The organism is Spirillospora sp. NPDC048823, assembly GCF_043198445.1.
GTDB lineage: Bacteria > Actinomycetota > Actinomycetes > Streptosporangiales > Streptosporangiaceae > Spirillospora.
On record NZ_JBICUT010000010.1, the window covers coordinates 132,584 to 145,359 of the forward strand.

Sequence of the window (12,776 nt, forward strand, 5' to 3'; positions counted from 1 at the left end):
TCGTAAGAACAATTCTGCGGACGGACACCCGCCGGATGCGTCGTCAGTGCCCCCTCGGTCATCCTGGCTCGGCGGTGAAGCGGACGGGGTCGGTGAGGGCGGTCAGGGCGGCGTCCAGGTCGGCGAGGCGGGCGGCGAGGGTGGCGGTGGCGAGGCGGGTGGGGAGGGCCTCGTTGAACTTGAGGCCGCGCAGGGCGCGTTCGTCGATGTCGGGGAGGCAGAGCCGGTCGGCGGCGTCGGCGGTTCCGGCTTTCCACATGTCGCGGGTGAGGTCGGGGCGCAGGCGTACCCACTCGTCCTCGAACCGCTGCTTCTCGTCGGTCAGGCCGGAGAGGGTGGCGACCAGGACGGCGTTGGCCTTGTAGCCGGCCCAGTTCCACCAGCGGACGTCGTCGCCGTCGCGGGTGATGACGGTGCCGCCGGGGTGCACGGTGGAGGTGGCGGCGTCGCGGGTCTTGGCGAGGTAGCGGACGGCCCGTTCGGTCATGGTGACGGGCGGGTCGGCGCCGAGGAGGACGTCCCGGCAGGCGCGGGTGAGGGCGAAGCTGGACCCGCTGAACGCAGTGCCGTACCAGCGGGCCTTTCCGGGGCGGTCGGACGGTTCGACGTAGCAGCGGCGGCGTTTCCAGTCGACCCAGGTGACCTGCCAGCTGCGCCCGGCCAGGAGCAGGACGCGGGGTCCCTCGACGCGCTCGGTGAGGAGCATTGGGTCGGTCCGGCCGATCTCCTGGCGGCCGGACAGGACGGTGAACTCCGGCGGCGCGGTGAAGACGGCGGTCATGTCCATGAAGTGGCGGCGGCCGAACTTCTCCTCGGCGGCGGGGCCGATGAACAGGTACTCGCCGTCCTGCTCGACGTATCCGTGTTGGACGAGGTGGCGGACGATCGGTTCGGCGCTGCGGTCGAACGGCGCCAGGCCGTTCCAGTGTTCGGCCCACAGGCGGTTCCCGACCTTGTGCTCTTGCAGGCAGAGGGCGAGGAACTGCTGGGCGACGATGTGACGCGGTTCCGGGGGCGCCTGGACCGGTTCGACGTATCCGCGGCTCCACAGCAGCGTCAGGGCGGCCGCGGACAGGAGGGAGTCCTGGTCGAGGGTCAGGAAGAGGCAGTTGCGCGTGGTGCCCGGTCGCCGTCCGGTCCGGCCGAGGCGTTGCAGGAACGCGGCGACCGTGGGCGGGGCGTTGATCTGGATGACGCGGTCGAGGTCGCCGACGTCGATGCCGAGTTCGAGGGTGCTGGTCGAGACGATGACGCAGTCGCGGGCGTCGGCGAACGCCTCCTCGGCGCGGCGCCGCTCGTCGAGTGAGAGGGAGGCGTGCGACAGGAAGGTGGTGACGCCGCGGGCGTGCAGTGCGGCGCCGAGTTCCTCGACGAGCTGGCGGGAGTCGCAGAAGACGAGGCGTTTCTCGCCCCGGTGGAGGGAGGCGATGACGGTGGCGGCGTTCGGGACGGAGCCGACATAGTCCAGTTCGACGGCATTGTCCTGGACGGTCGGCGTTTCGGGTGCGACGACGCGTGCCGGTCCGCGGTTGGTGCCCTGAAGCCAGGCCAGAAGCTCGTCCGGGTTGCCGACCGTGGCCGACAGCCCGATGCGCTGGATGGGACGCCCCGCCAGGCGCGTCAGGCGTTCGAGGACGGCGAGGAGGTGCCATCCGCGGTCGTCTCCGGCGAAGGCGTGGACCTCGTCGACGACGATCGCGCGAAGGTCGGCGAAGAGCCGGTGCTGGTCGACCTTCACGCTGAGCAGCATCGCCTCCAGCGATTCGGGGGTGGTGAGCAGGATGTCCGGGGGGTCGGTGAGAATGCGGCGGCGGGCCGTCGCGGGGACGTCTCCGTGCCAGAGGGCGGCGCGGCGGCCGACCCAGCCCGCGTAGGTCTCCAGGCGCGGCAGCAGGTTGTTGAGCAGGGCCTTCAACGGGCACACGTACAGCACCGAAAGGCCGGTCCAGCCGCCTCCGTCCATCGCCGACAGCAGCGGGAACGCCGCGGCCTCGGTCTTGCCGCCCGCGGTGGGGGCGAGCAGGACGGCGTCGTCGCCGTCGAGCACCGGCCCGATGGCGCGTTCCTGCAACGGCCGCAGCGACCGCCAGCCGAGGGTGTTGACGATGTGGTGCACAAGCACCGGCGAGAGCCGGTCGGCGGGCGCGGTCACGGCAGGTCCAGGGGCACGTCCCCGGCGGCGTTGCGTTCGGTCTCGGTCAGTTCCGCCGCAGAGAGCGTGAGGGCGTAGTCGCGGCGCGGGTCGAAGTCGGGGAACTCCGCGACGCGGTCGAGGACGTCGGCGACGAGCTTGCGCAGGAAGACGCGGGGCGCCACGCCGACCTTGCCGCCGAGGCCGCCGGTGACGGCGGCGGCGAGGTCGGCGATGTAGGCGTCGTCGACGCGGGCGGTGATCTCGGTGCTCCCGGCGGCGTACAGGTCACGGACGCCGCGCCCCAGTTCCTCCAGCTTGGGCAGGTCGAAGCCGGTAAGGCGGAGCTGCACGGCACGAGGCGAGTCGAACCGGGCGTCGGTGGTGAAGTCGGTGGCGAGACGCTGGGCGAGCGGCGCGAGCCGCTGGACGCCCTGGCGGCCGTCGAAGAACGCCGGGGTGCCGGTGATGACGAGGAACAGTCCGGGGAACCGGCCGCCGTCGATCTCGTCCAGCAGTTGCCGCAGCGCGTTCAGCCCCTTCTCACGGACGTCGCTCCGCACACGCTGCAACGTCTCGATCTCGTCGAGGACGACCAGCAGCCCGGGGTGGCCGCAGTCGCGCAGCACGGTGAGAAGCCCTTGGAGGAAGCCGAGCGCGCCGTAGTGGTCGAGGTCGCCGCGGACGCCGGCGACGTGCCGCACAGCCGCGGCGGCCACCGATTTCTGCCCGCCGAGCCAGGCGATCAGCGCCTCGGCGGTGGCGGTGTCGCCGGTTTCGGACGCCTTGCGGTAGCCGCGCAACGCGGCGGCGAACGCGGGGGTGGTGCGGGCGACGGCGGCGAGGCGCTGCTCCATCAGCACGTCGACGGCGCGGGCGAGCCCTTCGGCGTCGTCCTCTGCGGCCTGACCGGCGTCGAGAACTTCCTCTTCGAGGGTGTAGAACCACAGGTCGATGACCGGACGCAGCGCCCCGGCGGGGTGGCTGGCGGTGGTGAGCCGCTCGGTGAGGCGCCGGTAGACGGTTTCGAGCCGGTGCAGCGGCGTCTCGGTCTCGGAGATCTGGATCTCGGCGACGGCCAGCCCCGCGCGTTTGGCGCGCTCCCCCAGCCAGCGGGCGAAGAACGTCTTGCCGGAGCCGTACTCGCCGCGGATGGCGCGGAACGCCGAGCCGCCCTTGCCGACGGCGGCGATGTCCTCGTCCAGCGCGCCCGCGAACCGGTCCAGGCCGACGGCGAACAGGTCGAGCCCGGCGCGCGGGACGGTGCCGCGCCGCAGGGCGTCGATGACCTCCCGGCGGCGGACGGCGCTGACCTGCGCCCGTGTGTCAGGTGCCCGTGCGTCCGTTGCCCGTGCGTCCGTCACTCGTCCACCCCGAACTGTTCGCGCAGCAGTGCCGTCTCCAGTGTGACGGTGGCGCCGGAGTCGATCAGCCCGAGGACTGGGTAGCCCTCAACGTTGAGCAGGCGTTGCAGGGCGGTGATGAACAGGTCGGCGTTGCGCGGGGCCCGTCCCCCGGCCGCGGCCGCGGCGGCCCCGACGGCGGCGGACGACAGGCGGCCCCCGGCGTCGGCGAGGGCGTCGATGATTGCGGCGACCTGCCGGCCGTCGGGGGCCTTGCGCAAGTACTTGCGCTGCCCCGCGTACACGGGTGAGCGGGTGACGCGGGTTCCGAGGGTGTCGGGCGCGGCGGGGGCCGCCGGGGCGGGAGCGGCCTCCCCCACCGTGAAGAGCGCCTCCTTCTGCGTCGGCGCGGTCCGCGTCCCCGGCCGTGGGACGGCCCGCGCGGGAGGCTCGGGCGCCGCGGTCTCGGGCTCGTCCCGCCCCGTCCACCACCGGGGGACGGTCTGCTCCGGCGGCAGGATCGACCAGCCCTTGGGCACCAGGTCGGCGGACGGGATGAAGACGAGCACGGGAACGGTCATCTCGGCGAGGCTCGCGCCGCCGTGGTAGCCGGCCTTGCGCGGGGTGTACCGGATGTCCTCGCGCCAGGGGACGACGACCCGGCCGCCGCCCTCCAGCACCCGGGGCCCGGCCAGTTCGATCTCGCCGTCGCCCGGCTCGCCGGTCCGCCAGCGCGCCGACCCGGCATCGGGCGCCGGTGCCGGTTCCCTTCCGCCGCGTTCGAGGACGTGCCCGTGGTCGGAGACGAGCACGACGGGACGCTTGTAGTCGCGGGCGGCGTTCAGCAGGTCGGTCAGGAAGGTGATGTCGGACGTCCGCCACCCCGTCCGGTCGCCTTCCCGGTCGTGGTCGAGGGCGTCGTCGATGGTGTTGAGGACGGCGCCGACGACGGCGTCGCCCGCCAGCGCGTCGAGCAGCGGCTGGGCGAGCCGCTGTCCGGGCCCGCCCGCGATGGCGGCCTTGTGGAACAGCGCGGCCTCCCTGCGGCGGCGTTTCCAGAAGTCGGCGAAGCCCGCGCTCTCGGAGGTCTGCCCACCGGACGTCGCGGCCCCGCAGAGCAGGGACGCGCGACTCACCCGCGTCACCGAGGGGATCATCGAGACGGCGCCGCGCCGCGCGCCGGGCACGGCGGTGATCTCCAGCCATCGCCCGCCGCGGGCGAGTTCCTCGCCGAGTTGCGCGGCGACGGAGGCGCTCATGCCGTCGAGGACGAGCACGAGCGGCGCCGCCTCGCGGGCCAGCGGCAGCACGATCTCCTCCAGCACCGATTCCGCGAGGAGCGCCCCGCCGGGGGCTTCGGCGGCCGCGGCGGCTGCCCAGTCTTCGAGCCGGGCGGCGAACGCCTCGTCGAGCGACGCCCGGCGCCGCACCGCGCTCTCGTAGGTGTCCCGGTAGGCGCGGCCGAGTACGGGATCGTTGCCCGGGTCGCCGCCCCACAGCACGGTGAGCGCCCGGTCGACCCATCCCCCGTCGCGCATCTGCCCGGCCACACCGCCGGCCACGGAGCCGACGACTGAAGGGCCGACGCCGGAGGAGCCGGGCGCGTCGAGCCACCGGCGCAGGCGGGCGGCCATCACCGCGACGCCGCAGCGGTCGGCGAACAGGTCGGCCAGCCGGTGGTCCAGGACGGCGTTCAGCGCCTCGCCCGCGGCCCGCGGCGATTCGGTGAGCGCGGAGGCGAAGGCGCGCAGTCGCCCGTCCAGTCCGGACGGCAGGAAGGGATGCTCCGCCGCGGCCTGCCCGAGTCCCGCGGCGCGGGCGAGGTCGTCGGCGCGGTCGAGCACCGCCATGACCCGCTCGCGCGCGGTCTCGTGCCCGCGCCGTTCGGACCCGGCTTCGCCGATCCAGCGGGCGAGGGTGCCCTGGACGGCGGACGCGAACGCCCGCAGGTCGGCGGTGTCGTGGGTGACGCCGGCGAAGAGGCCGCCGATCGCGAGCGCCGCGTCGGGCGTCCGCGCCGCGTCGGTGAGTACGGAGGCCACGACGCCGAGGGCCATCGCGTCCTCGCCCTTGCCCGACTCGACGAGCGCGAGCAGGACGGCGGCGGCGTCCCCGACGTATCGCCGCAGCCACGCAGTGATGCCCGCCCGCTCGTCGGCCGCCAGTTCGGCGAAGCGCAGGGCCGCACCCGGAACGCGGGACCAGGCGAGCAGCGAGTCGACGTCCAGGTCGCGGTACCCGGAGGCGTCCCCGCCGCCGGGCAGCGCACCGGACGGCTCAAGCCGCGCCCCGACCAGTGCGCGGACGGCGGTGTCCCGGGTCAGCACCGATCCCCCGCTGCGCCGCCATGGCTCCCCCGCGGGGTGGACGCGCCAGCCGTCGGCAGGTTCGGCGTCCAGCAGCGCGTCGATCAGCCAGGGTTCCTGGCGGATGCGCGGGTCGAGGTCGGCGGCGCCGAACCGCTGCTTGACGATCTCCGCGCGGTCGACGCTGAGCGCCCGGCGGCCGAGTGCGTGGGCCCGCAGGTCGGCGCCGAGCTGATGGTCGTCGACCCCGGTGGTGATGACGAGGATGGCGTCGGAGCCGTCGCCCGACCCGGCCGTGTGGCGCTCCCACGCGTCGACGATGCCGAGGACGGACGTCTGGTCGCTCACCCGGACGCGGCGCTGCCGCTCCCCGAACCGGATGCCGAACTCGGCGGGCGCGCCGTCCCGGTACCGGCCGTGGACGACGACGAGCCGGGCGGTGTCTCCGGCGCCGCGCCTGGGCAGTTCGATGTCGAGCAGCGCCTCCAGCACCCGCCGGTCGATCAGGGGGGGCGTGCTCATTCGCCGGTCCCCGCGCCGGTGCCGTCGGCGGGCCGCCAGGCGATGTCGACGGGCACGCCCGGGTTGGCCTCGGCGAACGCCCGGATCTCAGCGGCGATGCCCGCGACGGCCTGTTCGAGGGTCTGTTCGAGCCGCGCAGGTTCGATGCGGCGGCGCCCGTGGTCGCGGACGCCGGCATCGGATCCGGACGAGACGGCCGGGTCGCCGTGGTCGGTCAGGCTGACCTGGCCCGCACCCCCGCCTGCGCCCGCACCCTCGCCTGCGCCCGCACCCGGCTCGCCCGTCGGACCGGGCGGCTGGGGATCGACGATCGGCCGGCGGGTCGCCTCGGTGAGCAGTGCGACGGCCTGTTCGCTCGCCGCCTCCAGCACGGGCGGAAGGCTCTGGACGAACTCGTCGGCCCGCGCGGCCTCGGCGAGGTCCCGGACGAGCCGTTCGGCCCGCCCGCTGATGGAGTCGCCGCCTCCGGCGAACCCGGCGACGCCTTCCAGCACGTTCCACTGGACCGCGTCGAGGGCGCGGAGCACGGCCGGGGCGGAGACCAGCGCGGATCCGAGCACCTGGTCGGTGACGTCGTAGTCGGCGTCCGCGAGCGCCTGGACGAGGGGGGTGTTCTGGTCGCGGACGGCCGACAGCCGGGCCAGCAGGTCGGCGGCGTGCCGGGCGGTGCGGCGCCGCGGCGTGCCAGGGTCCGGGATGCCGAGGACCGTGGCGTGGGCCTCCAGGGCCCTGCGCACGTCGTTGACGGGCGCCTCCAGGTCCCGCGTCTGCTCCCGGATCTGCTCGGCCAGGTTGCGGACGTTGCGCCCGGACAGGGTCTCGGGGACGTGGACGCCGAAGACGGCGGCGGCACGCGACCGCGCCGCGGCGTACTGCTGCTCGGACGGTTTGGGCTGGTCCCGCAGGGCCCAGCCGCTCCCGACCGCCTCCAGGCCGGGGAACTGCTCGGGCCTGCCCCCGTTGAGCACCCAGTCGCGGTCGGCGAGGAGCGCGTAGACGGCGATGATGAGGTTGGAGACGGGCTTGTCGAGGCCGGTCCAGCCGTACTCGGCGATCCACTGGCGGATCTCCTCGACGGGGTAGTCGCCGCCGGCCCGGCCGTTGCGGACGGCGAGCTGGTCGATCCGCCGCCGCCATTCGAAGGACACGTTCAGCGGCCCGTCGTGGACCTCGCCGAGTTCCAGGGGGTGCACGATCCGCTTGAGCAGGCCGAGCTTGTCGCGGTCGACGACGGTGCGGCCGGAGCGGTCCTCCATCGCCTTGGTGATCCAGGCGAGGACGGTCTTGAGCTCCCCGACGGTGACGGCCTTGCGCGTGTGCGTCAGGTCGAGGTCGGGGTGCTTGGGGTAGATGCGGGAGTACAGGCCGTCGGCCAGCGCCAGCATGTTGTACTCGAACCCGGCGCCGCCCTGGAGCCGCGGCCGGTCGTGGCCGGGCCGCAGCGACAGGATGTGCTGCCCGTCGTGGACCTCGGCGGCCACGTTGCCGTCGTCGCCGCCGGAGATGCCGTAGAGCTGCTGCAGTAGGGCGGTGAGCTGGGATGCGAGGTTGTCGGCCTGGGCCTGCAACTGGTGGCGGATGCGGATGCGCTGGTCGGAGGCCAGGTGCGAGGCGTAGTCGTCGAGCCGGTCGCGTTCCAGCAGGTACCGAATCTTCAGCAGCCGCCCGAGCTGGGCGGCCTTCTGCGTGGACAGGTGGTCGGGCAGCCAGACGAGCGTGTCGGCCTCGAAGCCGCCCCGGCGCAGCTCGTCGACCCGCCCGGCGTCGTCGCTCGGATACTTGCCGGGCACGTCGAAGGGGTAGTCGACGACGAACCGGATGCGTCCCTCCACCGACGGCCTGAACTGGTCGTCGGGCAGGGCGGCCGGGTCGCGGACGTTCTCGAAGACGAGCTCGACCGTGCGCCTGCTGCCCCGCCACACGATGTCGCGTTCGGAGACGAACGCGCCGGTGTCGGTGACGCCGAGCAGCTCCCACAGCCGGTTCTTCACCCAGATGCGGCGGGCGCCGAGGTTGTCCTGCTCGCCGACCTGCTCCAGCAGCGGCTCGACGTCCAGGTCGGACAGGTGCAGGGTGAACACCGGGTCGCGGTCGCCGTCGGCGCGGATCTCGCCGAACCCGGCGGCGATCAGCTCGCGCAGCCGGTTGCCGACGACGCTGCCGGGCGTGGTCAGCCGCGACTGGATGGAGCCCTGGTTGAGGGCGGCGAGCCGGGCTCCGGTGAGGCGGCTGAGCGCGGACACGTCGGGCGCCAGCGCGGACAGGATCAGCGTCTTGACGATCCGTTCGTCGGCGCGGAAGTCCTTGTGGTCTTCGGAGCCGTACTTCTCCCGCAGGTGCGCGCGGACCTTGGCGTGGAAGTGCCGGGCGGTGTCGGCCTCCTGCTTGAGGTGGTCGGTGAACGCCTCGCCGACGTCGTGGCCGAGGACGTCCCACAGGTCGCCGAGCGGGATGAGGTCGCCGAGCCGCAGGTCGTCGCGCCGCCGCGACAGCATCGTGTTGAGCAGTTTCAGGCCGGTGCGTTCCCGCTGGAGCGCCCCCGACAGGGCGACGAGCACGTTCAGCAGCGCCGGCGACAGGGGGTAGACGTCACGGAAGTCGTTCCAGTCGGCCTGGGTGGCGCCGTGCGCGTCCAGCAGCGCGTCCTTGACGGCCGCGTTGTAGGACTCGACCTTCGCGAACGCCTCGTCCAGGGCGGTCTCCATGCCCGCCTTCGGGCGCAGGATCCGCTTCTTGATGATCTCGGGGAGGTTGCGGTCCTCCAGGTTGACGACCTTGAACCGCCCGGCGAGGTACTGCACCGCCGCCTCGAGGTTCTTGACGTCGGCGCCGACGACGTCCTCGCCGACGAGCTGGGACAGGTTCCGCTGCCGGGAGATGAACGACACGATCGGCACCGGGCGGTCGCTGTCCCCGGACTCGATCAGCTTGACCAGCTTGCTGACCTCGTTGTTCACCTTCTCCTGGTTGGACATGTGCGCCTGGAGCCACAGGATCAGCTCGTCCAGGAAAAGGATCAGCCCGGTGTAGCCGTGCTGGCGGGCGTGCCGGCTCATCACCGCCAGGCCGTTCTCCAGCGGCAGGTAGGTCTCGGCCGCACCGCGCGCGCCGTAGGCGTAGGTGGAGAACGGGCCGTCGAGCAGCGCCGACTCCAGGGCGGTGCGCAGCGGGTCGCCGGGCGGCGCGTCGAACGCGCGGTCGAGGTCGCCGCTGCTCCATGAGGGACCGGACGCGCCGCCCAGGTCGAGGTTGGGCAGGTCGTCGTCGGGGTCCGCCGGGGCGGGCGCGGAGCCGCCGAGCCATTGGGCGAACCTGGCGTCGTCGGCGAGGAAGCCGCGCTGCCTGCGCGCGTCCCGCAGCATGGCGTCGGACCGGTGGACGGGCGGGCTGGGCAGGCCGAGCCGCCGCGCCTCGGCCGCGTAGCCGCCGAGGATCGCCGAGTCCAGGTCGGTGACGCCCACCAGGTGGAACGGCACCATCATGAACTTCTGGTCGCGCAGCCAGTCGTCGTGCTCGGCGACGAGCTCCTGGAACTCCGCCTTGCGCCGCGCCGCCGGATGGCTCTCCAGCAGCGCGTGCAGCACGGTCATGAAGTGGCTCTTGCCGGAGCCGAACGACCCGTGCAGGTAGGCGGCGTTCGACGTGCCGGACCGCACCGACGCCTTCACCAGGTTCAGCGACTCGCCGAACGCCTGCCGGAGCTGCCCGGTGACGACGTACTCGTCGATGCGCTGCTCGGCCTCGTCGAACCCGCCGGTCAGCTCGACCTTGTAGTCACCGGCGAGGACCTCTTCGGGGATGTCCAGGACGTCCCGCAGGTACAGTTCCGCCGCCCGCTCCGCCACCCGTCGACTCCCCTCGCCACACCTGCGCGCACACCCCTGCCGCGGCCCCAAAGATAGTCCCGCGCGGGGCCCGGAGGCGCCGCCTCCACCGCATTCGCGCTTTCGCACCACTTCGCCGTCCCCATGCTCGGCGTTCCCCATGACAAGGAACACGGCGACCGCCGAGAACAGCCCGCCCGGGGGAACCACGGCCACACCGGGACCTTCGTGATCAGCGCCGTCGCTGTTCCCGTTCGGCTTCGGTCAGGGTCTTGTGAACGACGCCGACCGACACCCTGACCCCCGCCGCGATGGTGCGTATGGATTCACCACGTCGGCGGCGGGCCAGGATCATGGCCCGCATGTCGTCGTCGACCACCGGAGGCCGCCCGCCGAGTCGGCCGCGCCGGCGGGCCACCTCCAGGCCGGATACCACGCTGGAACAGGTCGTTGAAGACGATCAACCCTTCGAGGAGGTTGCGGCCGAGGCGGTCGACCTCCTGGACGGTCAGCATGTCGCCGTCGCGGATGTGGGACAGCGCGTCCAGCAACGCTGGCCGGTCCTCGGCGGCGGGCTTCCCGTTGGCCTGCTCCTCGAACACCTTCAGGCAGATCGGGTCGAGGGCGCTGCGCTGCCTCTGGGTCTTCTGCTTATCGGTGCCGACTCGGACGAGACCGATGAGCGCCACAGCGAGCATGGAGAGCCCTCGAAGGGTGATTTGGCGATAACGCTATGCAGGGCCACGGGTCCTACGTGCATCGCCTCATCTGTCCCCGCTCTCATGTAGCGATGTCAAGTATGCGTTCATCCGCATATCCCCGATCGAAGGGAGTGGAGTCGCTTGCTTCGTCAATGGATCAAGAACATGACCCGACTGACGTCCGTGGCAGTGGCTTCTGCGGCGGGCTTCACGGCCTTAGCGTCACTGGCGACTCCGGCGGAAGCTACCGGCTGGAATGTCACAGCCGGCTCTGGCGCGCAATGCAAGGGAGGAGGGACCTACTGCATCTTCTACAGCCCCAACGCATGGTTCGGAAGCAACAATGCGGTGTGGAGCTTTAACTACAGAGCACCCAACCTCGGTCAATGGACCTTCGCCCACTGCTCGCAAGGTGGGGACGGCAGTTGCGCCGGGTGGAACACCTACATCCGCAACAACGCAGCGTCGATGGCCGCCATCGACTGCAAGGGCATGACAGTCTGGGTCTACCCGAACTACACGGGCAACTTCAACTGGGTCAGCGGAGGCTCATGGGGGAACCTCAACGGCTACATCAGGAACAACGAGGCGTCCACGTCGAGAGGCAACCTGTGCTGACAGGCCACCGCCGCCGAGCCCCATCCCCTGCGACAACAAAGGAGAAGCCTTGCCGAACATGATGTCGCGACGTGCAGTTCTGATCGCCGGAGGCGGCACCGCGGCCGCGACCGCACTAGCGGCCGCTTTCGTCGTGGCAGGGGCGGATACCCCCGCCTCAGCAGGCTCCTCCGAGCAGCCCACCACCACCACGATCTACACACCGTCGGTCCGCAGCAGCGCGATGCCGCTGGACGTCTATCACCTCAGTGGAGCCCAGCAGGCACAGCTCCACAACCAGCGGAACATCATGAACCGCAACTGCATGAAGGCGTTCGGGCTTTCCTATCTTCCGCACTACACTGACCGGGCGGAGGTCATCGCCGCGTCGTTCGCCGTCAACAGCAGCCGCCGCTACGGAATCAGCGACCCGGTCGCCGCGAGCAGATTCGGCTACCATCTGCCCCCGCAGCCGACCACAGGGTCCGCTGACAGCGGTGACGAGTCCGACAGCTCACCAATGGCGATGTCGCCGGACAAGTACCGGGTGTTCACCGGAACCCGGAAGCCGTCGGCCTCGGCTTCCGTGGGAAAGATGCCCGATACGCAGGCGCAGAAGGACTCACCCGGCGACTACCACGGCAAAGCGATTCCGCCTGGGGGATGCGCTGGCCAGACCGATCGCAAGCTGCTGTTCACCTCCCAGACACGGCAGGTGGCGAAGGCCAATCAGATCGCAGCAGAGCTGAACCAGAAGGCTTTCCTTAAGACCGTTCAGGATTCCAGGGCACTCAAGGCGAACGACGCATGGCGGCAGTGCATGACCGACAAGGGCCATGACCGCTACACCAGTCCGCTGAAGGCCGCTGCCGCCTTCGATCTCAATCAGCCCGTAGCGAAAGCAGAGATCGAGACAGCAGTCGCCGACGTCGCCTGCCAGAAACACGTGGAGTACGTTCCCACCTTGACCGCTATCGAGAAGGGCTACCAGAAGGCCGCGATTGCGAAGCACACCGCTACCCTCGCCCCCTTGAAAAAACAGGTGGCCAAGCGGACCGCGGCACTCGCGGAAGCGACCCAGACCAGCGGCGGATAACCGAGTCGCAATGACAGCGGGCTGCGGGCCCGCACCCAAACCCTCGATCTTTCGCAAGGACGGTCGGGTAGCGACGCACCCGACCGTCCTTGGTCATCGCCGCGGCGGGCGGCAGCGGCACCTCGCCGCCAGGTCGTTCCACGCCAACTCGGTGATCCGGTCCGGGAACTCCGACGGATCAACCGCACCGACCGGGCGCCCGACGACGCCGAGCGCGCTCAGGTAACGCGCCTGGATCGACTCCACTGATCCCTGG

8 protein-coding genes are annotated in these 12,776 nt (G+C 71.7%); 2 read left to right on the forward strand and 6 right to left on the reverse strand.

Annotated features, from left to right (window positions below; genetic code table 11):
- Window positions 1–58: 58 nt before the first annotated feature.
- The 6 genes from ACGFK0_RS23215 to ACGFK0_RS23240 all read right to left on the reverse strand — a co-directional run bounded on the left by ACGFK0_RS23215 (window position 59) and on the right by ACGFK0_RS23240 (window position 10,824).
- Window positions 59–2,152, reverse strand: coding sequence for a DEAD/DEAH box helicase (locus ACGFK0_RS23215; RefSeq protein ID WP_392907944.1), 2,094 nt, complete (start codon window positions 2,150–2,152; stop codon window positions 59–61).
- Window positions 2,149–3,495 carry a BREX system ATP-binding protein BrxD gene (brxD, locus tag ACGFK0_RS23220; RefSeq protein WP_392907946.1) on the reverse strand — a complete coding sequence of 449 codons (1,347 nt, stop codon included), beginning with the start codon at window positions 3,493–3,495 and terminating at the stop codon, window positions 2,149–2,151. Before brxD ends, ACGFK0_RS23215 begins: the two co-directional genes overlap by 4 nt.
- Complete coding sequence (gene pglZ, locus ACGFK0_RS23225; RefSeq protein ID WP_392907949.1) at window positions 3,492–6,302, reverse strand: BREX-2 system phosphatase PglZ; 2,811 nt, start codon at window positions 6,300–6,302, stop codon at window positions 3,492–3,494. Before pglZ ends, brxD begins: the two co-directional genes overlap by 4 nt.
- The gene (locus ACGFK0_RS23230; RefSeq protein ID WP_392907952.1) at window positions 6,299–10,147 is read right to left on the reverse strand and encodes a PglY protein; all 3,849 of its coding nucleotides are present in this window, start codon (window positions 10,145–10,147) and stop codon (window positions 6,299–6,301) included. The genes pglZ and ACGFK0_RS23230 overlap by 4 nt, the downstream gene beginning before the upstream one ends.
- A 211-nt stretch (window positions 10,148–10,358) precedes the next feature.
- Complete coding sequence (locus tag ACGFK0_RS23235) at window positions 10,359–10,490, reverse strand: helix-turn-helix domain-containing protein (protein ID WP_392908269.1); 132 nt, start codon at window positions 10,488–10,490, stop codon at window positions 10,359–10,361.
- Window positions 10,453–10,824, reverse strand: a complete 372-nt coding sequence (locus tag ACGFK0_RS23240; protein ID WP_392907955.1) for a recombinase family protein — start codon at window positions 10,822–10,824, stop codon at window positions 10,453–10,455. Before ACGFK0_RS23240 ends, ACGFK0_RS23235 begins: the two co-directional genes overlap by 38 nt.
- A gap of 168 nt (window positions 10,825–10,992) precedes the next feature.
- Between ACGFK0_RS23240 and ACGFK0_RS23245 the strand changes: the two genes are divergently transcribed.
- Window positions 10,993–11,445 (forward strand): hypothetical protein, encoded by a 453-nt coding sequence (locus tag ACGFK0_RS23245; RefSeq protein ID WP_392907957.1) that lies wholly within the window; start codon window positions 10,993–10,995, stop codon window positions 11,443–11,445.
- A 49-nt stretch (window positions 11,446–11,494) separates the two neighbouring features.
- Complete coding sequence (locus ACGFK0_RS23250) at window positions 11,495–12,520, forward strand: hypothetical protein (RefSeq protein ID WP_392907959.1); 1,026 nt, start codon at window positions 11,495–11,497, stop codon at window positions 12,518–12,520.
- Window positions 12,521–12,776 lie beyond the last annotated feature (256 nt).